This is a genomic window from Nocardia neocaledoniensis, assembly GCF_003182135.1.
Lineage (GTDB): Bacteria > Actinomycetota > Actinomycetes > Mycobacteriales > Mycobacteriaceae > Nocardia > Nocardia neocaledoniensis.
This window is the reverse complement of record NZ_QGTL01000001.1, coordinates 199510-224318: the sequence shown is the minus strand read 5'-3', so window position 1 is coordinate 224318 and position 24809 is coordinate 199510. Positions and strand designations below refer to the sequence as shown.

At 71.5% G+C, this 24809-nt stretch carries 21 protein-coding genes; 6 read left to right on the top strand and 15 right to left on the bottom strand.

The genetic code is table 11. From position 1 onward, the window contains the following. The first annotated feature begins 23 nt into the window (after positions 1-23). A complete protein-coding gene (secG, locus tag DFR69_RS01045) occupies positions 24-257 on the top strand; it encodes a preprotein translocase subunit SecG (RefSeq protein ID WP_110036060.1) in 234 nt (77 codons plus the stop codon). A 52-nt stretch (positions 258-309) separates the two neighbouring features. Here the strand turns inward: secG and DFR69_RS01040 are convergent, their stop codons facing one another. Both DFR69_RS01040 and DFR69_RS01035 read right to left on the bottom strand, forming a co-directional pair. Beyond that, on the bottom strand, positions 310-2535 hold the full coding sequence (locus tag DFR69_RS01040) for a thiamine pyrophosphate-dependent enzyme (RefSeq protein WP_244198020.1): 2226 nt from the start codon (positions 2533-2535) through the stop codon (positions 310-312). 83 nt (positions 2536-2618) lie between these two features. Further along, positions 2619-3404: an AraC family transcriptional regulator gene (locus DFR69_RS01035; protein ID WP_167456120.1), complete on the bottom strand. Its 786-nt coding sequence runs from the start codon at positions 3402-3404 to the stop codon at positions 2619-2621. A gap of 35 nt (positions 3405-3439) precedes the next feature. On the opposite strand from DFR69_RS01035, the gene DFR69_RS01030 reads away from it, so the two are divergent. Then, positions 3440-4417 (top strand): alpha/beta hydrolase, encoded by a 978-nt coding sequence (locus tag DFR69_RS01030; protein ID WP_208643882.1) that lies wholly within the window; start codon positions 3440-3442, stop codon positions 4415-4417. Between the two features lie 4 nt (positions 4418-4421). On the opposite strand, the gene DFR69_RS01025 is transcribed toward DFR69_RS01030, so the two are convergent. After that, positions 4422-5027, bottom strand: coding sequence for a TetR/AcrR family transcriptional regulator (locus DFR69_RS01025; protein ID WP_110035502.1), 606 nt, complete (start codon positions 5025-5027; stop codon positions 4422-4424). Positions 5028-5132: 105 nt separating this feature from the next. Between DFR69_RS01025 and DFR69_RS01020 the strand changes: the two genes are divergently transcribed. Both DFR69_RS01020 and DFR69_RS01015 read left to right on the top strand, forming a co-directional pair. Beyond that, positions 5133-6908 (top strand): ABC transporter ATP-binding protein, encoded by a 1776-nt coding sequence (locus DFR69_RS01020; protein WP_110035501.1) that lies wholly within the window; start codon positions 5133-5135, stop codon positions 6906-6908. Next, a complete protein-coding gene (locus DFR69_RS01015) occupies positions 6905-8620 on the top strand; it encodes an ABC transporter ATP-binding protein (protein WP_110035500.1) in 1716 nt (571 codons plus the stop codon). The genes DFR69_RS01020 and DFR69_RS01015 overlap by 4 nt, the downstream gene beginning before the upstream one ends. Before the next feature lie 160 nt (positions 8621-8780). On the opposite strand, the gene DFR69_RS01010 is transcribed toward DFR69_RS01015, so the two are convergent. From DFR69_RS01010 to tkt, 6 genes are all read right to left on the bottom strand, one after another. Beyond that, positions 8781-9521 (bottom strand): hypothetical protein, encoded by a 741-nt coding sequence (locus DFR69_RS01010; RefSeq protein ID WP_110035499.1) that lies wholly within the window; start codon positions 9519-9521, stop codon positions 8781-8783. A 102-nt stretch (positions 9522-9623) separates the two neighbouring features. Next, complete coding sequence (gene pgl, locus DFR69_RS01005; RefSeq protein WP_186817347.1) at positions 9624-10409, bottom strand: 6-phosphogluconolactonase; 786 nt, start codon at positions 10407-10409, stop codon at positions 9624-9626. Then, on the bottom strand, positions 10402-11310 hold the full coding sequence (opcA, locus tag DFR69_RS01000) for a glucose-6-phosphate dehydrogenase assembly protein OpcA (protein WP_186817348.1): 909 nt from the start codon (positions 11308-11310) through the stop codon (positions 10402-10404). The genes pgl and opcA overlap by 8 nt, the downstream gene beginning before the upstream one ends. Next, positions 11307-12881, bottom strand: coding sequence for a glucose-6-phosphate dehydrogenase (zwf, locus tag DFR69_RS00995; RefSeq protein ID WP_110035497.1), 1575 nt, complete (start codon positions 12879-12881; stop codon positions 11307-11309). The genes opcA and zwf overlap by 4 nt, the downstream gene beginning before the upstream one ends. A gap of 4 nt (positions 12882-12885) precedes the next feature. Continuing rightward, on the bottom strand, positions 12886-14019 hold the full coding sequence (tal, locus tag DFR69_RS00990) for a transaldolase (RefSeq protein WP_110035496.1): 1134 nt from the start codon (positions 14017-14019) through the stop codon (positions 12886-12888). Between the two features lie 5 nt (positions 14020-14024). Beyond that, positions 14025-16166 carry a transketolase gene (gene tkt, locus DFR69_RS00985; protein ID WP_110035495.1) on the bottom strand — a complete coding sequence of 714 codons (2142 nt, stop codon included), beginning with the start codon at positions 16164-16166 and terminating at the stop codon, positions 14025-14027. A gap of 429 nt (positions 16167-16595) precedes the next feature. On the opposite strand from tkt, the gene DFR69_RS00980 reads away from it, so the two are divergent. Continuing rightward, positions 16596-17585 (top strand): heme o synthase, encoded by a 990-nt coding sequence (locus DFR69_RS00980; RefSeq protein WP_110035494.1) that lies wholly within the window; start codon positions 16596-16598, stop codon positions 17583-17585. A gap of 58 nt (positions 17586-17643) precedes the next feature. Here the strand turns inward: DFR69_RS00980 and DFR69_RS00975 are convergent, their stop codons facing one another. After that, positions 17644-18609, bottom strand: coding sequence for a quinone oxidoreductase family protein (locus DFR69_RS00975; RefSeq protein ID WP_110035493.1), 966 nt, complete (start codon positions 18607-18609; stop codon positions 17644-17646). A gap of 76 nt (positions 18610-18685) precedes the next feature. Between DFR69_RS00975 and DFR69_RS00970 the strand changes: the two genes are divergently transcribed. Further along, a complete protein-coding gene (locus DFR69_RS00970) occupies positions 18686-19054 on the top strand; it encodes a hypothetical protein (protein ID WP_110035492.1) in 369 nt (122 codons plus the stop codon). A 62-nt stretch (positions 19055-19116) separates the two neighbouring features. On the opposite strand, the gene DFR69_RS00965 is transcribed toward DFR69_RS00970, so the two are convergent. From DFR69_RS00965 to DFR69_RS00945, 5 genes are all read right to left on the bottom strand, one after another. Continuing rightward, on the bottom strand, positions 19117-20091 hold the full coding sequence (locus DFR69_RS00965; protein WP_110035491.1) for a COX15/CtaA family protein: 975 nt from the start codon (positions 20089-20091) through the stop codon (positions 19117-19119). A gap of 67 nt (positions 20092-20158) precedes the next feature. Then, positions 20159-20941: an ABC transporter permease gene (locus DFR69_RS00960; RefSeq protein WP_110035490.1), complete on the bottom strand. Its 783-nt coding sequence runs from the start codon at positions 20939-20941 to the stop codon at positions 20159-20161. Further along, entirely contained in the window at positions 20938-21870 is a 933-nt protein-coding gene (locus tag DFR69_RS00955; RefSeq protein WP_110035489.1) for an ABC transporter ATP-binding protein, read from the bottom strand. Before DFR69_RS00955 ends, DFR69_RS00960 begins: the two co-directional genes overlap by 4 nt. Then, positions 21867-23585, bottom strand: a complete 1719-nt coding sequence (mptB, locus tag DFR69_RS00950) for a polyprenol phosphomannose-dependent alpha 1,6 mannosyltransferase MptB (RefSeq protein WP_110035488.1) — start codon at positions 23583-23585, stop codon at positions 21867-21869. Before mptB ends, DFR69_RS00955 begins: the two co-directional genes overlap by 4 nt. Before the next feature lie 79 nt (positions 23586-23664). Continuing rightward, complete coding sequence (locus tag DFR69_RS00945) at positions 23665-24597, bottom strand: rhomboid family intramembrane serine protease (protein ID WP_110035487.1); 933 nt, start codon at positions 24595-24597, stop codon at positions 23665-23667. Between the last annotated feature and the right edge of the window lie 212 nt (positions 24598-24809).

Here is a 24809-nt window from a genome sequence, read left to right as displayed (position 1 = left end):
GTCGACCCCATAGGATGGACGCCATGTCGCTGTTCCTCGATATCCTCCTTGTGATCACCAGCGTGCTGTTGGTGCTGCTGGTGCTGCTGCACCGCGCCAAGGGTGGCGGCTTGTCCAGCCTGTTCGGTGGCGGCGTGCAGTCGAGCCTGTCCGGCTCCACCGTCGTCGAGAAGAACCTCGACCGGGTCACCATCTTCGTCGGCCTCGTCTGGCTGATCTCGATCCTCGGCATCGGCCTGGAGATCAAGTTCGCCTGAGTTCGTGCGCCTGCGCCCCGCCGGTCCGCGCCGGTGGGGCGTTCCTTCGTTGTCAGCCAGGCTGTGTCACGCGCAGCGCGGCCGCCTCGATGTCGGCCTCGCCCAGCAGGACGGTGTCCGCGGCCGGTCCGAGCGGGATGAAGCTGTCCGCGCTGGTGACGCGCGCGAGTGCACCCCGATACCCCGCGTCGATCAGCGCCGCGTACACCGATTCGGAGACGCCACCGCCGCGCCGGGTCTCGTCGGCGACGAGCACGCGGCCGGTCGCTTCCGCGTGCTGGAGCAGATCCTCGACCGGTAGCGGGTTGAGCCAGCGCAGATCGAGCACCCTGGCGTGGACGCCCTGCGCGGCCAAGCGGTCCGCCGTCCGTAGCGACATGGGCACGCCGTTGCCGAAGGTGACGATCGTGAGGTCGGCGCCCTCGCCGTAGACGCGCGCGCTGCCGATCGGGACGTGCTCGGAAGCCGGTGCGGCGAGCCAGGATTCGTCCCCGGGACGCAGATCCCTGGTGTGGTACAGCGCGATCGGCTCGACGAACAGGCACACCCGCCCGTCCACCCTGGCCGCGGAGACACACGTGCGCAGCATGGCCGCGGCATCGTCGGCGCGCGCGGGCACCGCCAGCACGAGACCGGGAATGTCGCGCAGCGCCGCCAGCGAATCGTCGTTGTGGAAGTGGCCGCCGAAACCCTTCTGGTAGGCGAGTCCGGCGATGCGCACCACCATCGGATTGCGGTACTGCCCGTTCGAGAAGAACGACAAGGTCGCCGCCTCGCCACGGATCTGGTCGGCCGCGTTGTGCACGTAGGCGAGGTACTGGATCTCGGGGATCGGCACGAAGCCGGCCAGTCCGGTACCCAGCGCGGTGCCGAGGACGGCCTGCTCGTCGAGCAGCGTGTCGAACACCCGGCGCGCGCCGAAACGCTTCCGCAGTCCCTTGGTCACGCCGTAGACCCCGCCTTTGCGGCCGACGTCCTCGCCGAAGACCAGGACGTCAGGATCTCTGGCCAGCAGCTCACCGAGGGTGTGGTTGATCGCCTGCGCGAGTGTCATCGCGGGTGGGGGCGCCGCGACTCCGGCGGCCTTGTCCTCGATCACCTGCGATCCAGCGCGCCGCCCGTCCGGTCCGGCGGTTTCGGTCGACGCGCCTGACCGCAGTACGTCCGCGCGCACCACCTCCGGCCGCGCGGGGGCGAGCGGGGCGACCACCGCCGCCGCGGAGTCGAGGCGCGGTTCGCGCACGACCTCCTCGGCCACCGCGCGTACCTCGGCGCCGATACGGTCGTAGCGGTCGAGCAGTTCCGGTGCCTCGGCCAGACCCGTGGTGTGCAGATAGCGGGCCGTGCCGAGCAAGGGATCCCGGGCCAGGTCGGCGGCCAGTTCTGCGGGACCACGATAGGCCGCCTCGACATCGGAGCCCGCGTGCCCGCCGAGGCGCACCGTGCGCAGGTGCAGGAACACCGGGGTCCGCCAGGTGCGGGCCAGCTGGACGGCGTCTTCGGCGGCGCCGAGCGCGTCGGGCAGGTCGCAGCCGTCGGCGGCCAGATAGGTCAGTCCGGGACGGGGGCCGTAGGCGCTCTCGATCCAGTCCGGGGGAGTGGGGACGCTGATACCGAGACCGTTGTCCTCGCAGACGAACACGATCGGCATCGGCACGCCCTGCGCGGCCGCGTGGACCGCGGCGTTGATCGCACCGGTCGCGGTGGAATGGTTGGCCGAGGCGTCACCGAAACTGCACACCACCACCGCGTCGGCGGGCCACGGGCACCGAATCCCGTGGCGCGCCGCGCGATCCAGCGCGAACGCCAGCCCGACCGCGCGCGGTAGCTGGGAGGCGATGGTCGAGGTCTGCGGAATGATCGAGGCGGCCTTGCTGCCGAACACCTTGTGCCTGCCGCCGGAGATCGGATCGGCCGTCGCCGCGACCACGCCGAGCAGCACGGCTCGGATGGGATCGAGGCCGGGAATCCGCCGGCAGCGCTGCACGAAGAACGCCCCGGATCGGTAGTGCAGCAGCGCCGGGTCGTCGACCCGCAGCGCGGCGGCCACCGCGGCATTGCCCTCGTGCCCGGCCGAGCCGATGCTGTAGTAGCCCTTGCCCGCCGCGCCGAGCCGTCGCGCCGCCAGGTCGAGATGCCTGCTGGTGGCCTGGGATTCGAACAGGTCGAGCGCGTCGGCGGCGGTGAGGGCGGGCGTGGCGTCGGAGCGGGCGTAGACCGCGAGCCCGGTCAGCGCGGTCCGGAAGGCCGTGTCCATGTCGAGCGAACTCCGCACCATCGCACCCACTCCTCGCCCGCCGTCGATTCGTTCAGCATCCCGATGCTAGGCGCTCGGCGGGCGCTGCCCGGGGTAATCGGCGCTCAGCCGGGCGGGCTGACGTCGAAACGGACGTCGTGGCGCAGCAGCCGGCTGACCGGGGCGCCGAACATCCGATGGACCGTCTCGCTGAAATGGGACGGCGTGGCGAAGCCGGCGTCGACGGCGCAGCGGGTGAGGTCGTGGCCCTCGGCCATGCCGCGCAGGGCGTGGATCATTCTCGCCCACTGCTGATACCGGCGGAAGGTCGTCCCGCACTGCTGGGCGAACAGGCGCAGGAAATGCGAGGTCGACAGGTCGAGCCGGGCGGCGACCAGCTCGGCCCGGAACGTGTGCCGAGGGTGCAGGCGGATCGCCGCGGCCACCGCGTCGATCCGCGGATCGACCGGCCGCGTCCGGCCGGCGACGAGCAGGCCGAAGATCGCGTCCGGGTCGACCTCGGGGCCGGCGCACAGCTCGATCAGCTCGCGTTCGCGGCGGTGCCCGAGCCCGAAAGGCCCGACGGCGCTGGTCATCTCGGCGGCGATCGCGGCCGCGGGCGAGTCGACGACATCGACGAACATCAGCAGGATCGGGTCGTCGCGCGAGTTCACCCGGTGCACCGCCCGCGCGGGAGCGAGCGCGCTGCGGGTCCGGATCTCCCCGTGCGTGGCGGTCTCGAGGACGAACGGCCCGGTCAGCCCCACGCTCAGCACCGCCACCGAGGTCGAATGCGGATCGACGCCCAGCTCGCGCCCGAGATAGCCGGCATGGCCGGGACGGATCCAGACCAGCGGCGACCGCGCGAGACCGCACGTTTCCGAAAGCGCGCCGCCGGGCCCAGCTGGCACCGTTGCGCTACACCGATCCATCAGGAGGACCCGTCATGCGAGGCACCATTCCCCGGCGAATGCGGATTCTGGCCGCACTCCGTCCCGAACCCGACTGGGACACGATCACCCCGGCCGATCTCGTGGAACTGCGTGCGGCGCAGGCGAAGGTGCTGCGCTCGCCACTCGGCGCCGTGGTGCGCGGCAGGACCGATCGGGGCGCGCTGATCTCGACGCGGACCCTCGAGCTGCCGGGGCGCGCGGTCGACGTGCGCGTCCACCGGCCGCGCCGCGCCGAGGGCGTGCTGCCGTTGGTCCTCGCCTTCCACGGCGGCGGGCTGATCGTCGGGACGCCCGTCCAGGACGACTGGCTGCTCAGCCACCTGGCCGCGCGCTGTGGCGCCGTGGTCGTGTCGGTGGACTACCGGCTGGCGCCCGAACATCCGGTCCCCGCGCCGGTGCACGACGCCTACGACGCGTTCGCCCACCTCGTCGACCGGGCCGACCAGTGGGGGATCGATCCGCACCGGGTCGCGCTGCTCGGCTCGAGCGCGGGCGCCACCCTCGCGGCGCTCACCGCGATCCACGCCGTGGCACAGGGTCGCGCGGTGCGCACCCAGGTGTTGATCAACCCGCAGCTGGACTGGACCGACGCCACCTTCGAGTACCCGTCGTTCGGCGAGAACGCCGACGCCCCGACCGCGACGCCCGCCAATTGCCGTGCCGCGCAGCGGATCGCGCTGCCACCGTCGTTCGACCCGGCGTCGATCTCGCCGCTGTACCACCCCGACCTCGCCGGGGTCGCGCCCGCGCTGATCGTCTCCGCCGGGCTCGACACCCTCGAGGACCACTCGCCCGCCTACGCCGCCCGCCTGCGCGCGGCGAACGTGGCGGTGACGCTGACCCGCCACGCCGAGGCGACGCACGCCTTCCTGAGCATGCCGGGCCTGGTCCCCGCGGCGCGGCCGGCGCGCGCGGAGATCCGCACCCATCTCGTGGACCGCCTGGCAGAACGGGCGCGGGTCCCGCGTTGAGCGGTCAGCGCGCGGGGGCATCGGTCGGCCAGAGGGCACGCAGCGGGCGCAGGCCGTCCTCGACGTACTCGGCGACGGAGCGGTCCTCGCCGTCGAGGAACCACTGCTCGAGCGCGGCGAGATAGCCGAAGATCAGCGCGTTGGTGGCGACCCGGGCCTGCGCCTCGGTGAATCGGCCGGTCGCGGCGAGTACCGGAGTGAGCCGCTGGCTCGTCCGGTCCGCCGAGGCGTAGGCGGCGCGGCGCACCGAGGGCTCGGTGAAGTGGTAGCGCAGACTACGTCGCCACGGGCTCGGATCGGCCGCGTCGGAAGCCGATGCGGCCGGCGCGGATTCGTACTCGCGGACCGAGGCGAGCAGGCTGCCGACGGGGTCGCGCGCGTCGACGACACGTTCGAGGTCGGCATCGCTCAGATTGTCGAACTCGTCGGCCACGATGATGCCCTCCTTGGTGCCGAAGAGCCGGTAGACCGTCGACGGGGAGACCTCGGCGGCGGCCGCGATCTCGTCGATGGTCACCGCGGCGAAGCCCTTCTCGTCGAACAGGTCGAGAGCGCGTTCCTGGACGGTGTGCATGGCCTTGAGCCGCCACCGTTCGCGAAGTCCGGTCATGCGAGCAGGTTATCAGGAAGTAACTCTCTCTAGACATTGACTGTCTGAAACGAGAATCGTAGAGTCACTCGCTACAGACAGTGACTTTCTGAACTGGGGTGTGCGATGACGACAATCGAACGTGCCGAGCAGGCGGTGCCGTCCGCGCCGCCGGACACCGGGGGACTCGCGACACTCGTGCGCCCGCATGCCCCCGGCTTCGTGACCGTGGTGGTCCTGCAGGTCATCGGCGCGGTCGCGGGGTTGGCGCCGCTGCTCGCGGTGGTCGAGGTGGGCCGGCTGCTGCTGTCGCCGGGGCCGGTCGACGCGGACCGGGTGTGGGCGGCCGTGGCGATCGGCGCGCTCGGGCTGCTCGTGCGGCTCGTGTTCACCGCCGCCTCCTCCGGCCTCGGCCATGTGCTCGACAGCCGGGTGCAGCTGTCGTTCCGGCGCAGGCTGGCCGCGCACCTGGGGCGCGTGCCGATCGGCTGGTTCTCCCGGCGCCGGACCGGCGAACTGGCCAAGGTGGTCGGCGACGACGTGAGCGCGGTGCATCCGTTCTTCGCGCACGCGCCCGGCGAGCTGGTCTCGGCGTTCGTGGTGCCGCTGGTCTCGCTGGTCTATCTGCTCACCGTCGACTGGCGGCTCACGCTGATCACGCTGGTCCCGGTGGTGCTCGCGGTGGCGCACGTGCCGCTGCTGATGCTGCCCGCCAGGGAACGCGAACAGCGCGAGTTCGACGCCGCGATGGGCCGCATCGCCGATTCGGTGGTGGAGTTCGTGCAGGGCATCGCGGTGGTCAAGGCCTTCGGCGGCGGCGACCGCGCCCACCGCCGATTCCGCACGGCCGCCGACGAATTCGCGGACACCTTCCTGCGCTGGGTGCGCGGCCTCGCGCCGATCGCCGCGGGGATGCAGCTGGCGCTCTCGCCGCCGTTCGTGTTGCTGATCGTGCTGATCGGCGGGACCGCCCTGATCACCCGGGGCGGGCTGGCACCCGCCGATCTGCTGCCGTTCCTGCTGCTCGGCCTCGGCCTCACGGCGCCGGTCGCGGCCCTCGGACACGGCTTCGACGATCTGCAGGCGGCAGGCCGCGCGGTCGGGCGGATCCGCGACGTGCTCGCCGTCGCGCCGCTGCCCGAACCCGCCCGGCCGGTCCCGCCGCGCGGGCACCGGGTGGAGCTGCGCGAGGTGCGGTTCGGCTACGACCCCGCCCACGAGGTGCTGCGTGGCATCGACCTGGTGCTCGAGCCGGGCACCGTGACCGCGCTGGTCGGGCCCTCCGGCAGCGGGAAATCCACGCTCGCCCAACTGCTTCTGCGGTTCTTCGACCCGACCGACGGCGCGGTGCTCCTTGGTGGTGTCGATCTGCGCGAGATCGGCGGTCAGCGGCTCTACCGGTCGGTCTCGTTCGTGTTCCAGGACGTCCGGCTGCTGCGGGCCACGGTGGCCGACAACATCGCGCTCGCGGTGCCGCACGCCGACCGGGCACAGGTGATCGAGGCGGCACGGCGGGCGGAGATCCACGACCGGATCCTGGAGCTGCCGCACGGCTACGACACCGTGCTCGGCGAGCAGGCCGGGCTGTCCGGTGGTGAGGCGCAACGCCTCGCGCTCGCCCGCGCCCTGCTCGCCGACACCCCCGTCCTGGTGCTCGACGAGGCCACCGCCTTCGCGGACCCGCGCACCGAACAGGCCCTGCGCCGTGCCGTGGCGAGCGGGCGGGGCGATCGCACCGTGCTGATCATCGCCCATCGACACGAGACCATCGCCGACGCCGACACCGTCGTCCTGCTCGACGGCGGAGTGATCGTCGAGCGCGGCGCACCCGCTCAGCTCACGGCAGCGGGTGGCCCGTTCGCCGAGTTCTGGCAGACCCATCGAGGAAGCGAGTTGTCATGATCCGCACGTTGCTCCGCGTGCTCGGCCATCAGTACGCCGGTCCGGTCCGCCGCGCCGTGGTGCTGATGAGCGTCGCCGCGGTGGTGGAAGGACTGTCCTATCTCCTTCTGGTACCCGTGCTCCGGGAACTGTTCGGCGGCGAGCCGGCCCGCGCCTGGCCCTGGCTGGTCGCCTTCGGCGCCGGCGTCGCCCTCTACGCGGCACTGCGCTATCTCGCCGATCTGGCCGGGTTCCGCGCCGGAACCACGCTGCTGCGCGGGACCTATCACCGGCTCGGCGACCATCTGGCCCGGCTGCCGATCGGGTGGTACGGGCCGGAGCGGGTCGGTGAGGTGTCGGCGCTCGCCAGCCGCGGCGTCCTCGAGGCCATGGGGGTGATCGCGCACCTGCTGGCGCCGTTCGTCACCGCTACGCTGACCCCGCTGACCATCGTGGTCGTCATGGCCGTCTACGACTGGCGGCTCGTAGTGGCCGCGCTGCTCGCCGTCCCGCTCGTCGCGGCGATCCAGGCCTGGTCGGGGCGCGCGATGGCCGCCGCCGACGCCGAACGCCACGACCGTGATCAGCGGGCCACCGGCCGCGTCATCGAATACCTGCAGGCCCAGCCCGTGTTGCGGGCGGGCGGTCGGGCCGCGGAGCGCTTCGACCTGCTCGACGACGCGCTGCGCGGCATCCAGCGCTCGACCCACCGCTCGGTGCGATCGGCGCTGCCCGGCATGGTCGGGCTCACGCTCGTCGTGCAGGCGATGTTCACCGTCCTGCTCGCGCTCGGCGTGTACCTCGCGCTCGGGGGCCGCATCGGCGTCGCGGAGGTGCTGGCGATGCTGGTGCTGGCCGCGCGGTGCGCCGAACCGCTGCTGTCGCTGGCCGATCTCGGCGGCAAGATCCGCAGCGCCCGCTCTCAGCTGGACCGCCTCGACGACCTGCTGCGCACCGCGCCGCTGCCCGAACCCGCCGACCCGATCCACCCCGACCGCCACGACCTGGCCTTCGACGCCGTCACCTTCCGGCACGAGGACCGCACGGTGCTCGACGGACTCACGCTGACCGTGCCGCAGGGCGCCCGCTACGCGATCGTCGGCCCGTCCGGCGCGGGTAAGAGCACGCTGCTGCACCTGCTCGCCCGGTTCCACGACGTGCACGCGGGCGCGGTGCGGCACGGTGGCGTCGACGTCCGCGACATCGACACGGCGACGCTGATGGCGCGGGTGGCGATCGTGTTCCAGGACGTCTACCTGTTCGACGGCACGATCGAGGACAACATCCGCCTCGGCCGCCCCGACGCGAGCACCGCCGAGGTGCGCGCCGCGGCGACCGCGGCGCGGCTCGACGAGGTGATCGAGCGACTGCCCGGCGGCTGGTCGGCCGCGGTCGGTGAGGGCGGCGCGCTGCTCTCCGGCGGTGAGCGCCAACGGGTTTCGATCGCCCGCGCGTTGCTGAAGGACGCTCCGATCGTGCTGCTCGACGAGATCACCTCGGCGCTCGACCCGGCCAACGAGGCCGCCGTGCACGCGGGCATCGAACGGCTGATGCGTGGCCGCACCGTCGTGATGGTCGCACACCGGCTCAACACCGTCCGCACGGTCGATCATGTCGTCTTCCTCGACGGTGGGCGGATCGCGGAACAAGGCACGCACGACGAACTGCTCGCCGCGGACGGCCGATACGCCGAGTTCTGGCACCTCGCGACGGCCCCCGTGTCCGGCGGCTGATCGCACGGGCCCTGCCGCCGCGGCGCCCGTGCGCGATCGGCCTGTCGCGCGGATTCGTGTCGGCCGAGGACGCCGGTGTCCGGCGGCCGATGCCCAGGGGGAGGCAGCCGCAGCCGTCGACAGGCAGGGCCGACCGGTCCGCGCGGCCGCCGGTGAGGCCTTACACCGGTGCCTCGGCAACCTCCCGCGGCACCACCCAGAGTGCCTCGGCGGCAGCGCAGAGTTCGCCCTCGCGGGTCGAAAGAGCGACGCCCACCGTGAATTTGCGGCCCTCGCTGCGGATCGCCCAGGCGTGCGAGAGGTATTCGGCACCGGCCAGGACCGGTTGGTAGGTGGTGGCGGTGAGGGCCGCGGTCACCGCGCCGCGGGCCATGTCCTGGAACACCCAGGCGGCGATGCCACCGGGGCAGTCGAGGGCGGACCAGACGATCTCCGGCGGTAGTTCGCCCTTGTCGTCGGCGAGACCCTGATCCGGCGTCCAGGCCGCGGCGACGACCGGACGATCCGGCACCGGCCAGGGGAACAGGCGAAGGCCGTGGCCGGGCGCGCACTCCACTCCGCAGCCGTAGCAGTCGGTGACAGGCCGCTGCCGGCTCGCCAGCGCGGCCTCGACCGCCCGCTTCGCCGCCGACCACGAGGGCGGTGGCGGCGCGGTGGGGCTCGACCCGTCCGGGGCGGAGCGGGCAAGGACGGTGCCGTCGGTATCGGTCAGCGCCACGTGGCCCGGTTCGGTGACCGACAGCGTGATCGGGGTGCCGACCGGAACCGCGCGGCGGAAGTCCACCCGGACGGTGCCCGCACCGGAACGGCGGGCCAGCATCCCGGCCACGTAGCCGCCGAATGCCACCTGCGGATAGCCGTGGATGTGCTCCGGAACGGTCACCGTCTCGGACTGGATCATGCTGTGTTCACCCTTCGGCCGGTCGACTGAACTCGACGATATCGATCGGCCGCGGGGCGCCCCGCGAGGGGCCCACGTTCCGGGCCCCTCGCGAGCGGTCGCCTACTCCTCGTCGAGCAGGAGGTCGGAGGCCGCGGCCTCGTCGATGACCCAGGTGGTCGACTCGATGCCGACCGCGCCCGCCGCGGGAACGTCGTCGGGGGAGGCGCCGTTGACGGCGGCGGCCACGGCGGCCGCTTTGCCCTCGCCGCTCACCACCAGCATCACGTGCCGGGACCGATGCACCGCGGGCAGGGTCAGGCTCACCCTGGTCGGCGGCGGCTTCGGGCAATCGTGCACGGCCACCACGTAATCGGTCTGCTCGCGGACGGCGGGGGAGTGCGGGAACAGCGAATTCATGTGCCCCTCCGGTCCCATGCCGAGAACGGTCAGGTCGAACTCGCCGCGCTCGTCGAGCTCGGTGTGCACGAGCTGGGCGTAGGCGGCGGCCGCGGCCTCCGGCGACCCGTAGGTGCCGTCGGACGCGGCGATCGGGAACACGTGCGCCGGATCGAGCGGCACATGGTCCAGCAGCGCCTGCCTGGCCTGCAGCTCGTTGCGGTCGGCGTCGCCGTCGGGGACGAACCGTTCGTCGCCCCAGTAGACGTAGAGCGTCGACCAGTCGATGGCGCCCGGGTTCGCCCGGACGCGCTCGAGCAGCCGGATGCCGTCGCTGCCGCCGGTCAGCGCCACCGAGGCGGTGCCGCGTTCGGCCTGGGCGGCGACGATCACGTCGACGAAGCGCTCGGCCGCGGCGTCGGCGAGCAGGTCGGCGTCGTCGTGGACCTCGATCGTGTCGGCGGGGAATTCGGCGCCGAGCTCGTCGTGCACGTCGATGTGGTCACTCATAGGTCACCTTCTCGATTCCGGCGAGCGCCTCGGCGTAGATCTCGTCGGCGTCGAGCCGGCGCAGTTCCTCGGCGAGGCAATCGCGAGTTTCCCGGCGCGCCAGCGCGATTCGCTGGTCGGGTTCACCGGTGCGGGTCAGCGTTGCGGTTCTGCCCAGTTGCGGTCTGCTGATCGCGATCGAATCCGTGCCGCGGTGCACCTCCACCCGCAGCTCACCCGTCCGGCGGCGGACGGGACAGTCCAGGCGCGAGGCCAGCCAGCCGGCCAGCGTGTCCAGCGCCGGTTCGCTGGCCAGTCCGGACACGGTCACCGAGGTGACCGGCTCGAACGGCGGTTCGTCCAGCGCCGCGGCCAGCAGCGCCCGCCAGTAGGTGATGCGGCTCCACGCCAGGTCGGTGTCGCCTGCCGCGTAGGAGTGGCGGCGCTTCTTGATGGCGGCCTGCGGGTCGGGCGCGAAGGTGGCGTCGGTGATCCGGCGCTTGGCCAGCTTGCCCACCGAGTCCAGGGACGGGAACTCCGGCGCGCCCCGCGGCCACCACGCCACCACCGGGGTGTCGGGCAGCAGGAACGGCGTGACCACACTGCTCTCGTGGTTCACCAGCGGACCCTGCAGCCGCAGCACGATCACCTCGGCCGCGCCCGCGTCACCGCCGACCCGGATCTGCGCGTCGAGGCGGGCCTCGGCGTCGCGGTCGCCGCGGGCCAGCACGATCACCCGGCAGGGGTGCTCGCGGCTGGCGTCGTTGGCGGCGTCGATCGCGTCCTCGGCCTCCGACGAGTCCAGCGTGCACACCACCAGCGTGAGCACCCGGCCCTGGGTGATGACGCCGTTGGTCTCGCGCAGCTGCACCATCCGCTTGCCGACCTCGACCGTGTTCGTGTCCGGCATGTCGACGATCACGGGCGCCGCCATTCCCGCCCGCTGCGCGCGAGCATCTCCTCGGCCGAGGCGGGACCCCAGGTCCCGGCCTCGTAGGGTTCGGGCTTGCCCTCGGCGGCCCAGTGCGTGAGCACGGGATCGAGGATGCGCCAGGACAATTCGACCTCGGCGTTCACCGGGAACAGTGACGGCACGCCGAGCAGCACGTCCAGGATGAGCCGCTCGTAGGCCTCGGGGGAGGACTCGGTGAACGCCTCGCCGTAGCTGAAGTCCATGTTCACGTCGCGCACTTCCATGCCGGAGCCCGGCACCTTGGAACCGAAGCGCAGGGTGATGCCCTCGTCCGGCTGCACGCGGATGACCAGCGCGTTCTGGCCGAGCTCCTCGGTCATCGTCTGGTCGAAGGGCAGGTGCGGCGCGCGCTTGAAGACCACCGCGATCTCGGTGACCCTGCGGCCCAGGCGTTTTCCGGTCCGCAGATAGAACGGCACCCCCGCCCAGCGGCGGTTCTCCACGTGCACGGTGATCGCGGCGAAGGTCTCGGTCCGCGACTGCGGGTCGAAGCCCTCCTCCTCGTGCAGGCCGACCACGTGTTCGCTGCCCTGCCAGCCCTCGGTGTACTGGCCGCGCGCGGTGGTCTCGTCCAGCGGTTCGACGAGCTTGGTGGCCGAGAGCGCCTTGATCTTCTCGGTGGTCAGCTGCTGGGGCTCGAAGGAGGTGGGTTCCTCCATCGCGGTCAGCGCCAGCAGCTGCAGCAGATGGTTCTGGATGACGTCGCGGGCGGCGCCGATCCCGTCGTAATACCCCGCGCGCCCGCCCAATCCGATGTCCTCGGCCATCGTGATCTGCACGCTGTCGACGTAGTTCGCGTTCCAGATCGGCTCGAACAGTTCGTTGGCGAAGCGCAGCGCGAGGATGTTCTGCACCGTCTCCTTGCCGAGATAGTGATCGATGCGGAAGACCTGCTCCTCCGGGAACACGCGGTTCACCAGCGCGTTGAGTTCCTTCGCGCTCTCCAGATCGTGGCCGAAGGGCTTCTCGATCACCACCCGCCGCCACGGCAGGTAGCCGTCGGCGTCGACGCCGGTGGGCTGGGCGAGGTGGTGCTCGGAGAGCTGATCGAGCACCACGGGGAACATGTTCGGCGGAATCGACAGGTAGAAGGCGTAATTGCCGCCGGTGCCGCGAGTCTCGTCGAGCGTGCGCAGGGTGTCGGCGAGGGTCGCGAACGCGACGTCGTCGTCGAAACTGCCCTGCACGAACCGCAGCCCCTCGGCCAGGTTGTCCCAGACCTCCTGGCGGAAGGGCGTGCGGGCGTGCTGTTTCACCGCGTCGAGGACGACGGCGGCGAAGTCCTCATCGGCGTAGTCGCGCCGGGCGAAACCGACCAGGGCGAAACCAGGGGGCAACAGCCCCTGGTTCGCCAGGTCGTAGATGGCCGGCATCAGCTTCTTGCGGGACAGATCTCCGGTGACACCGAAGATCACCAAGCAGCACGGGCCCGCGATGAAGGGGACCCGTTTGTCTCGTTCGTCGCGCAGCGGGTTGTGCCACAGCCCCGCCGCCTGATCCGTCGATGCTGTGCCGGCCATCGGGTCAGTTGCCCCCCGCCGCCGCGGTCAGTTCGGCGGTGGTGGCCTCGAGCAGTTCGTTCCACGCGGACTCGAACTTGTCGACGCCCTCGCGCTCGAGCAGGTCGAACACGTCGGCCAGGTCGACGCCGACCGCTTCCAGGTCGGCGAAGACCTGGGCGGCCTCGACGGCCTGGCCGCCGAGGGTGTCGCCGCGGACCTCACCGTGGTCGGCGAAGGCCTCCAGGGTCTTCTCCGGCAGGGTGTTGACCGTGTTCGGGCCGACCAGCTCGGTGACGTAGAGGGTGTCCGGGTAGTCCGGGTTCTTCACGCCGGTCGAGGCCCACAGCGGCCGCTGCCGGTTGGCGCCCTGGGAGGCCAGGTGGTTGTAGGTGGAGGTGTGCGCCCCACCGTCGAACACGTCCTGGTACTCGGCGTAGGCGAGGCGGGCGTTGGCCACGCCGGCCTTGCCGCGCAGCGCCAGCGCCTCCGGGGTGCCGATGGCGTCGAGGCGCTTGTCGATCTCGGTGTCCACGCGGGAGACGAAGAACGACGCGACCGAGTGGATCTTGGCCAGGTCGTGGCCGCCGATCTTGGCGTTGCGCAGACCGTCGAGGTAGGCGCCCATCACCGCGCGGTAGCGCGGCACCGAGAAGATCAGCGTCACGTTGACGCTGATGCCCTCGCCGATCACCGCGGTGATGGCGGGCAGGCCCGCCTCGGTGGCCGGGATCTTGATGAACAGGTTCTTGCGGTCGACGATCTTCCACAGCTCGATCGCCTGGGCGACCGTCTTGTCGGCGTCGAAGGCGTAGCGCGGGTCGACCTCGATCGACACGCGGCCGTCGACGCCGTCGGTGGCCTCGAACACCGGGGCGAGCACGTCGCAGGCGGCGCGCACGTCGTCGGTGGTCATGGTGCGGATCGCCGCGTCGGCGTCGGCGCCCTGCCCGGCGAGCTCTTTCAGCTGGCCGTCGTAGTCGTGGCCCTTGCTCAGCGCGGCCTGGAAGATGCTCGGGTTCGTGGTGACACCGACGACGCTCCTGGTCGCGACCAGGTCGGCGAGATTGCCGGACTTGATCCGATCACGGGACAGGTCGTCGAGCCACACCGAGACGCCCGCGGCCGAGAGCGCGGCGAGATTCTCGTTCTGTGCCATTGGTTTTACCCCTTCACCTTGTCGGTCGAACGCAGCGCGGCGGCGACGACGGCATCGGCGGTGATACCGAACTCGGAGTACAGCTTCTTGAAGTTGGCGGAGGCGCCGAAGTGCTCGATACCGACGACCTCGCCGGCGTCACCGACGAATCGGTGCCACGGCATCGCGATACCGGCCTCGACGACGACCCTGGCGCGCACCGACGGCGGCAGCACCTCGTCGCGGTAGCCCTGCTCCTGCGCGTCGAACCATTCCACGCACGGCATCGAGACCACGCGGGTCGGGATGCCCTGCTCCTCCAGGGTAGTGCGCGCGGCCACCGCGAGCTGGAGCTCGGAACCGGTGCCGATGAGGATCACCTGCGGGGTGCCGGTGGAGGCCTCGGCCAGCACGTAGCCGCCCCTCTTCACGCCCTCGTAGCTGGTGCCCTCGAGGGTCGGGACGTCCTGGCGGGTCAGCGCCAGCGCGGACGGGCCGTCCTGGTGCGGGGCCTCGTGCACCGAGAAGTGCGAGGTGTGCTCGTCGGAGTCGCGCTCGAGGACGGTGCGCCAGGCGTGCACGGTCTCGTTCGCGTCGCCGGGGCGCACGACGTTGAGGCCGGGGATCGCGCGCAGCGCGGCCAGGTGCTCGATCGGCTGGTGGGTGGGGCCGTCCTCGCCCAGGCCGATCGAGTCGTGGGTCCAGACGTAGATGGCGGGCACCCGCATCAGCGCGGCCAGGCGCACGGCCGGGCGCATGTAGTCGGAGAACACCAGGAAGGTGCCGCCGTAGGGGCGGGTCGGGCCGTGCAGCGCGATGCCGTTGAGGATCGAGCCCATCGCGTGCTCACGGATGCCGAAGTGCAGGGTGCGGCCGTAGGGCTGCGCCTTCCACATGCCGGTGGAGATCGACTCGGGGCCGAAGCTCGGCTGGCTGGGCATCGTGGTGTTGTTGGACTCGGCCAGGTCGGCCGAGCCGCCCCACAGCTCGGGCAGCGCGTCGGCGACGGCGGCCAGGAACTTGCCGGAGGCCTTGCGGGTGGCCATGCCCTTCGGGTCGGTCTCGAAGGTGGGCAGCGATTCGGTCCAGCCCTGCGGCAGCGAGCGGGTCTGCAGGCGGTCGAACAGCGCCTTGTTCGACGGGTTGGCCGTGGCCCAGGCGTCGAAGTCGGTCTGCCACTTCGCCTTCGCCTCGGCGCCGCGGGCGAGGGCCTTGCGGGTGTGCTCGATGACGGCCGGGTCGACGTCGAAGGACTTCTCGGGATCGAAGCCGAGCGCCTTCTTCACGGCGGCGACCTCGTCGGCGCCCAGCGCCGCGCCGTGCACGCCGCCGGTGTTCATCTTGTTCGGCGCGGGGAAGCCGATGATGGTGCGCAGGATGATGATCGAGGGCTTGGCGGTCTCGGCCTTGGCGGCCTCGATCGCGGCCTCGATCGCGACGACGTCCTCGCCGCCCTCGACGACCTGCACGTGCCAGCCGTAGGCCTCGTAGCGCTTGGCGACGTCCTCGGTGAAGGCGATGTCGGTGTCGTCCTCGATGGAGATCTCGTTGTCGTCGTAGATCACCACGAGGTTGCCCAGCTGCTGGGTGCCCGCGATCGAGGAGGCCTCGGCGGTGACGCCCTCCTGCAGGTCGCCGTCGGAGGCGATGGTGTAGATGAAGTGGTCGAACGGGCTGGTGCCCGCGGGGGCGTCCGGATCGTAGAGGCCGCGCTCACGGCGGGCCGCCATGGCCATGCCGACCGCGGAGGCCAGACCCTGGCCGAGCGGGCCGGTGGTGATCTCGACGCCGTCGGTGTGCCGGAACTCGGGGTGGCCCGGGGTCAGCGAGTCCCACTGGCGCAGCTGCTCGAGATCGGTGAGCTCCAGGCCGAAACCGGCCAGGTAGAGCTGGACGTAGAGAGTGAGGCTGGAATGCCCACAGGACAGCACGAACCGGTCGCGGCCGACCCAGCGCGGCTCCGCGGGATCGTGGCGCATGGTGCGCTGGAAGAGGGTGTAGGCGACCGGCGCGAGGCTCATCGCGGTGCCGGGGTGCCCGTTGCCCGCCTTCTGCACCGCGTCCGCGGCCAGGACACGGGCGGTGTCGACGGCCTTGGTGTCGAGGTCCGTCCAGTCGCTGGGGTAGTTCCGCTGAGTGAGGGCGCGAATGTCGTCTGTGACTGACACGACCGTGGTTCTCCTGACCTAGGTTTCGTCGACGGCGATACATGGCAGCGGCGATGTGGATGTCGTACGGACCGCACGCGGCCTGGGTGCGTACCGATGTACACCCCTACCCTAGTGGTGGAGCTCCACGGGACCGGCGCGAACCCTGGTTGTGAGTCTAGAGTGGAGCGGCGACACCGTTCGCGGTGTCGGTGGCATCGCCCGGCGCGTCGGGCGATGGCTCGCCGACGTCACCGTTCACCTGCGCGTCGGCGCGGGTTCACCGCCGTGGGCGGCCTCGAGGGCGCCGTGACGGGGCCCACGGTGGCGGGGGCCTGGCGTGGAGCGGCACCGGCGTGGGTCTACCATCGTCTGTAGTAGTGGCCGCGCCGCAGCCGCGCGCTGCTGGTTCCAATGCCGGATGCGAAGCACAGCGTGCGAGGAGAAACAGTGCGGATCGATCCCCAGCCGGGTAGTAGCGGTGCGCACACTTCCTCGACGGCGCTGGCCGACCGGATCACCGGCGACGGCCTCGTCGCCAAGATCGTGCGCAAGCCGCTGGCCTACATCGCGCTCACCAAGCCCCGGGTCATCGAGCTGCTGCTCGTCGCCACCATCCCGACGATGCTGCTGGCCGATCGCGGCACCGTCGACATCCGGCTGATCCTGGTCACCCTGTTCGGTGGCTGGATGGGCGCGGCCAGCGCCAACACCCTCAACTGCGTCGCCGACGCCGACATCGACAAGGTGATGAAGCGGACCGCGCGGCGGCCGCTGGCCCGCGACGCGGTGCCGACCAGGCACGCGCTCGTCTTCGGCGTGGCGCTCGGCGCGATCTCGTTCGGCTGGCTGTGGTGGCAGGCCAATCTGCTCAGCGGTGTGCTGGTGGTCGCGACGATCCTGTTCTACGTCTTCGTCTACACCAAGGGCCTCAAGCGGCGGACCTCGCAGAACGTGGTGTGGGGCGGCGCCGCGGGCTGCATGCCCGCCCTCGTGGGCTGGTCGGCCGTCACCGGCACCATCGGCTGGCCCGCGATCGTGTTGTTCCTGGTGATCTTCTTCTGGACGCCGCCGCACACCTGGGCGCTGGCCATGCGCTACAAGGAGGACTACCGCGCGGCGGGCGTGCCGATGCTGCCGGTGGTCGCCACCGAGCAGGTCGTCACCAAGCAGATCGTCATCTACACCTGGCTGACCGTGCTCGCGACCCTGGCGCTGGTCCCCGCGACCGGCGTCATCTACGCGGCCGTCGCCCTGGTCGCCGGCGCCTGGTTCCTGCTGATGGCCCACCAGCTCTACGCCGGCGTGCGCCGCGGCGAATCCGTGAAGCCGCTGCGCCTGTTCCTGCAGTCGAACAACTACCTGGCCGTGGTCTTCTGTGGCCTCGCTGTCGACTCGGTGCTCGGCTGGACGACCCTGGGCAGCCTCGTCGGCCTCTGAATCCTCGCGCAACGACAGCGGCCGGGCGGTGAACGCCCGGCCGCTGTCGTGTTCGGGGCTACGGCAGCAGGACGATCGAGCCGGTGGTCTTGCGCGCGGCGAGATCGCGGTGCGCCTGGGCCGCGTCGGCGAGCGGGTAGGTGGCGCCGACGCGCAGGTTCAGGGTGCCCGTAGCGATGCCGTCGAAGACATCGGTGGCGCGCCACAGGAATTCGGCGCGGTCCCGCGTGTAGGCGCCCAGCGAGGGACGGGTCAGCCAGAGCGAACCGGCAGGGTTGAGGCGCTGCGGGTCGAACGGGGGGACGGCGCCGCTGGCCGCGCCGAACAGGGCGAGGGTGCCGCGGACGCGCAGCGAGGCGAGGCTGGCCTCGAACGTGCTCGCGCCGACGCCGTCGTAGACCGCGGCGACGCCGGTCCCACCGGTGAGCGCGCGGACCCGGTCGGCGAGGTCGTCGCCGTAACGCAGCACCTCGGACGCGCCCGCCGCGCGCGAGAGCTTCTCCTTGTCGTCGGTGGAGACCGTGGTGATCACCCGCGCGCCCTTGGCGGCGGCCATCTGCGTCAGCAGCAGGCCGACACCGCCCGCGCCCGCGTGGATCAGCACCGGGTCGCCCGGCTCGGGCCGGAACACCGATTCGACGAGGTAGTGCGCGGTCATGCCCTGCAGCAGCGCGGCCGCCGCGACGGTCGTGTCCACGCCTTCGGGCACCTTCACGGCCACCGCAGCGTCGACGGCGACCCGGTCGGCGTAGCTGCCCGGCGCCGCCGCCCACGCGACCCGGTCGCCGACGGCGAACTCGGTCACCTCGGCGCCGACCTCCGCGACGACGCCGGTGCCCTCCGAACCGGGAACATAGGGCGTCTGCTGCGGATACAGGCCGGTGCGGAAGTAGATGTCGATGTAGTTGACGCCGACGGCCTGGGTGTCGACCAGCAGCTGACCCGGCCCGATCGGCGGATCGGCCACCTCCACGTACCGCAGAACCTCGGGACCACCGTGCTCGGAAACCTGAATCGCATGCATGAGTCCCCTTTGTACACCCCGTGTTCGACGCCACTCGGGGGTGGACGCGCGACTACCGGCCGGTAAACTCCCCGGCATGAGTGCAACCGCCGCCGCCCCCGCCGCCGTGAAGGTGCCTGCCGAGGTCGAGAAGTCCATCGTCAAGTTCGTCGCCGAGCACGGTGGTTCGGGTACGGCCGTGCTGCAGTACATCGGTGAGCAGGGCGTCCGGATCACGCTGGTCGGCGCCGACGGCATCCTGGGAGACCGGGTGGTCGCGGATCTGGCGACCGCGAAGGCGATCGTGGAGAAGGTCGACGGGCTCACCGAGGCCGACGAGTGGAACCGCGAGCTGGTCTCCGTGGTCACCCCGACCGCGTCGCACTGGAAGAAGATGGCGGGCTGGGTCGCCAAGCAGACCCGTTTCCCGAAGGCCCGCAACGCGGACCTGTTCGCCGGCGCCTGAGCGCGGCACCGAACGACAACTGCCCGCGATCTCAGTGATCGCGGGCAGTCGTGTGTTTCGGGTCAGGACACCGCGGGCGCGGTGACGCCCGCGGGCGCCTCGACCTTCTCCCTTGTCCGCAGCGAAGCCCACAGCGCGGCCGTGGCCGCCGTGCACGCCGCCGCGCCACCGACGTGGATGGCGACGAGCGCGGCGGGCACATCGGTGAAGTACTGGACGACACCCACCAGCGACTGCGACAGCACCAACCCGAGCAGCACGAACAGCCGCGTGCGGATCGCCGGAGTGATCCCGACCGCGAACAGGCCGAACGCGAGCCCGATCAGCAGCGCCAGATAGCCGACGAGCAGCTGCGAGTGCAGGTGCACCAGCGTGACGATCTCGACCTGCAGCCGCTCGACCTGGCGCTCGATGCTCTTGTCGCCCGCGTGCGGTCCGGCCGCGGTGACCAGCGTGCCCGCGATCAGCACGCCCGCCAGCGCGACGCCGCTCAGCGCCGTCAGCCAGCGCAGGGGAGCGGGCACCTGCACCGTCTCGATGCCGTCGTCGGGCTGGGCGATCTTGGCGTAGAGCACCACGGCCAGCCACACCATCACCATCGACGCGAGCAGGTGCACCGCGACGGTCCACCACAGCAGGCCGGTGCGCACGGTGATGCCGCCGATGACGGCCTGCACGACGGTGCCGCCCGGCATCAGCCACGCGTAGACCCGCACGTCCTTGCGCCGGCGCGCCCGCAGCACGGCCAGCACGATCAGCCCGGCGAACAGCGAGACGACGAAGGTGAGCAGCCTGTTGCCGAACTCGACGGCCTGATGCAGGACCGGCACCTCCGACACCCCCACGGGGGTGAAGCTGCCGGGGAAGCATTGCGGCCAGGTGGGGCAGCCGAGGCCCGAGGCGGTGACGCGCACGATGGCGCCGGTCACCGAGATGCCGGCCTGGGTGAGGACGACGGCGGCGGCGATGAGCAACTGCACCCGCAGTGAGGGCAGCGGCAGCCGGTCGACGAGTCGCATGAAGGCGCGATACAGCACGTCACGATGGTACTGGCCGCCCGATCGCGACCGATACCCGGGCTACTACGGTGCGTCGTTGATCACGTCAGCTGAACCGGAACAGCCGGGTCGCCAGCGCGCCGCACACCACGCCCCACACGGCGAGCACCGCGACGCCGAGCCAGTCGACCGCACCCGACAGCGCCGCTTCCAGCGCGAAGGCCAGCGCGCCGGAGGGCACCAGCCGGACGAGCACGGTGAGCGCGGTCGGCAGCGAGTCGCTGACCAGCACCAGGCTGGCGATCCCGAGCATGACGAACCAGAAGATGTTGGCCAGCGCCAGCACGACCTCGGCCTTGAGCGTGCCGCCGAGCAGCAGGCCCATCGCGGCGAAGGTCGCGGTGCCGAGCGCGATCACCAGCGCGCCCAGCGCGAGACCGCCGAGTCCGGGCCGCCAGCCCAGCGCGACACCGATCAGGCCGAGCAGCAGCGCCTGCAGCACGACGACGATGAGCACCGCCGCGCACTTGCCCGCGATCACGCCCCAGCGTGGCAGCGGGGTGGCGCCGAGCCGTTTGAGCGCGCCGTAGCGCCGATCGAAGCCGACGGCGATGGCCTGGCCGGTGAACGCCGTCGACATGACCGCGGTCATCATGACCATCGGCACGACCTTGTCCACCCGGTGCTCGCCGAACTCGCCGAACGGCAGCAGGGTGAGCCCGACCAGCAGGGTGATCGGGATGAACATGGTGAGCAGCAGCTGCTCGCCGTTGCGCAGCAACAGCTTCAGCTCGAGCGCCGTCTGCGCGGCCAGCATCGCGGCGCGGCTCGCGGGGCGCGGGTCGGGCGTGAAGGTGCCGGGCAGGAACCGGCTGGTGGTCTCGGTCATCCGCGCAGATCCCGTCCGGTCAGTTCGAGGAAGACGTCCTCGAGGCGGCGCTGGTCGATCCGGATGTCGGTGGCCAGCACGTCCATCCTGGCGCACCAGGCGGTGACGGTGGCCAGCACCTGCGGGGTGATCTCGCCCTCGATCAGATAGGTGCCCGGCGTGGTCTCGCGCGGCGAGAAGCCTTCCGGGAGGGCCGATTTCAGCAGCGCGATATCGAGTTTGGGTGGGGCGCAGAAGCGCAGCTGGCCCGCGGCGCCGTGCGCGGTGACCTCGGCGGGGGTGCCCTCGGCGACGATCTGCCCGTGATCGATGATCACCAGCTGATCGGCGAGCTGTTCGGCCTCGTCCATCATGTGTGTCGTGAGCACCACGCTCACCCCGTCGCGGCGCAGCGCGTCGATCAGCTCCCACACGATCAGCCTGGCCTGCGCGTCGAGGCCCGCGGTCGGTTCGTCGAGGAACACGATCTCCGGGCGGCCGACCAGGGCGCAGGCCAGCGCGAGGCGCTGCTGCTGGCCGCCGGACAGGCGCCGGTACGGCGTGCGGCGGTGCTCGCTCAGGCCGAGGGTCGACAGCAGCCAGCCGGGATCGATCGGGTCGGCGGAGTAGGCGGCGACCAGGTCGAGCATCTCGCCCGCGCGAGCGCCCGGGTAGGCGCCGCCGCCCTGCAGCATCACCCCGATCCGGGGACGCAGCTGTTCGGAGTCGGCGATCGGGTCGAGCCCGAGGACGCGGACCGTGCCCGCGTCGGGACGCACGAAGCCCTCGCACATCTCGACGGTGGTGGTCTTGCCGGCGCCGTTGGGACCGAGCAGCGCGAACACCTGGGCCTGCTCGACCTCGAACCGCAGGCCGTCCACCGCGGTGGTCGCGCCGTAGCGCTTGACCACACCGTCGATGCTGACAGCGGGGCCGGGGCGTGTCTTCACGATGTCACACGGTAAGCCGTGCCCTGCTGTGACTCAGCCGACACCCCCGGCTGCGCGCGCCAGGGCAGGGTGTGCCGGGTGAGGGCGTAGAACAGCCCGAAGCAGACCGCGGCGGCCAGTGCGGCGCCGATGATCTGGAAGACCTGGAACTCCGCGCCGCGCGGCATCACCAGCATCGAGACGACCGCGGAGAACGCGACCGCCGGGACGCGGAACACCGGCTGCGTCGCCCAGGCCGCCAGCGGCACGATCGCCCACAGCAGGTACCAGGGCTGGACCACCGGGAACAGCAGCACGATGGCGCCGAGGGCCACGCCGAGCGCGCCCACCGGGTGCAGTCGGCCGGTGCCGGTCGCAACCAGCATGCGAATTGTCACGAAGGCCGCGACCAGGGCCGCGATGGGCCGGGTGATCGACAGCAGCGCGGTGGTGTGATCGCCGAGTCCCAGCAGCACGCCGCCGAAACCGGTGATGATGCCGATGACCGTCGGCAGCGACATCCAGCTGCGCACCGCGCTCGCCGTGTTGAGGGTGAAGACCCAGCCGAAGCCGAGACCGCTGGCCCAGCTCACGAAAAGCGTTGTCACCGCGGCGATCACGCCCAGGAGTAGGGCCGCTTTCGCCACCGCCTTCAGGTCGCCGCCCCAGCGTCTGGCCAGTGCCATGCCGACGAAGCCGAGCGCGATGATCGAGGTGAACTTCACCGACGACGACAGCGTGATCACCACCGCGCCACCGATCAGCAGCCCATAGGCCCTGGCATCGAACGGCGCCGTGATCGGCCCGGTCAACCGGTCGGGCTTGCCGCCGTCGCCGTAGATCGCCCGCAGCATGAGTTCCACGCCCGCCAGCATCAGGCCCAGCATCAGCGCGTCGTTGTGCACGCCGCCGACCAGGTGGAACAGCACCAGGGGATTGGCTGCGCCCAGCCACAGCGCGCTGACCGGCGCCACGCCACAGCGCACCGACAGTCGCGGCAGCGCCCACACGATCAGCGCCACCCCGGCCAGGGCCAGCAGCCGATGGACCCACACCCCGGCGATGATGTTGTCCCCGGTCAGTTCCGCGATGCCGCGCCCGATCCAGAGGAACAGTGGGCCGTAGGGCGCCGGGGTGTCGCGCCAGATGGTGGGCACGTTGTTGGTCAGGACGTTGTCGATGCCGAGGCCGGCGACGGGACCCTCGTCGTACGGGTCGATGCCGCGTGCGGCGATCTCGCTCTGCGCCAGATAGGAATAGACGTCGTTGCTGAACATCGGCGGCGCCACGCTGAGCGGGATGATCCACAGCAACAGCGTCCGGTCCAGCTGCGAGCGGGTCAGCCGGTGGATCGGTGACCCGGCCAGCCCGCCGATCGCGAAGCGGCCCAGCAGCAGCCACGCGCCGATCACCAGGACGGTGCCGAACATGCACATCGCCAGCGAGCCGGTGTGCGCCCGTGCGAAGATGCCGAAGACCCGCATGCCGGAGACCGGGTTCTGGTGCACCGGCTGCGCGCCGATGCCCAGCGCCGCGATCGCCATGAGGACGGCGCCGGTGGCGCCCATGAGCCGGATCCGGTCCAGTTGCGCGCGCTCACGCTTGTCGAGGCCGGGGACCTCGCTCTCGTCGCGGTGCAGCACCGCGACGGTGTGATCGGGCGCCGGTACGTCGAACCCGAGAGCCCGTCTACCGAACGCCGATATCTTGCGCGCCGCGCCCTCCAGTACCGCCACGAGGAGCGAGCCTAGTGTGGTCGGCCGCCAGGAGCGGCGTTCCGGTCGGTCCCTCGCCGTCGACCAGCGCGAACGGTGGTCAGCGCGGCGGCGGCGCCGGGATGTCGACGGGGGCGCTCACCCGGACGGGTATCTGGGGGATCTCGTCGCGCGTCAGCAGCGTCGCCACGCCGGTGGCGACCAGGCAGGCCGCCGCCACCGCGGCCAGTGCCGCCCAGCCGATGCGCCGGGCGGCCTCCTGGGTGCGCGCGGACAGCCAGCCGGGCACGAACAGGATGCCCAGCGCGGCGAGCGTGCCCGCCGCGAGCCCGCCGAGGTGACCCCACAGCGAGATGCCGGGCAGCGAGAAGCTGATCAGCACGTTGACGCCGATCACCACCAGCATCGGCGTGGGGCTCTGCCGCAACCGGATCAGGGTCACGGTGACCGCGCCGAACAGGCCGTACACCGCGCCCGAGGCGCCCGCGGTCGCGGTGATCGAGTCCGACAGCGCCATCACCGCGGCCGAACCGCCGAGCAGCGACACCAGGTAGACGCAGGCGAAGCGCGCCCGGCCGAGCACCTGCTCGAGATCGCGGCCGACGACATACAGCGCGAACATGTTGACCAGCAGGTGGATCGCGCCGTAGTGCAGGAAACCCGACCCGATCAGCCGCCACCACTCGCCGTCGGCGACCAGCAGCGGAACCAGGACGAACTCCCGGAACAGGGCCGAGCCGCGATAGTTGTCCATCGCGCTGCCTGCCTGCGCGGCCGTGATCACGTAGACGAGCACATTGATCGCGATCAGTCCGTAGGTGACCACCGGGAACGTGGCGCCCGCTCGCCCACCGCCGACGGTGCGGACCGGCCGCACCTCGCTCTGTCCCTGCCGCACACAGTCCACGCAGTGCTGGCCGACCGCGGCGGGGCGCAGGCAGTCCGGACAGGCGGGCCGTCCGCAGCGCGTGCAGGCGAGTCCGGTCGGTCGATCGGGATGACGGACGCACGTGGGCGCGGGCGGGTTCGACACCCGACCATCCTGCCACGGCCGACCGGCCGAGGCGGCCTCCGCGCTGGACTGTTGACCATGTGCGCGGGCGCGATATCCCGGTGGTTCGCGCCCGCGGCGAGGTGTGCGATGGGTCACCCCCGGGCGTGGTGCCGCGCCGCGTCCGAGGGCCGCACCTGGGGTTTTGCCGGTCCCCGGCCGCCGAGGATGATCTTCGTCGCAGGTCAGGGCAC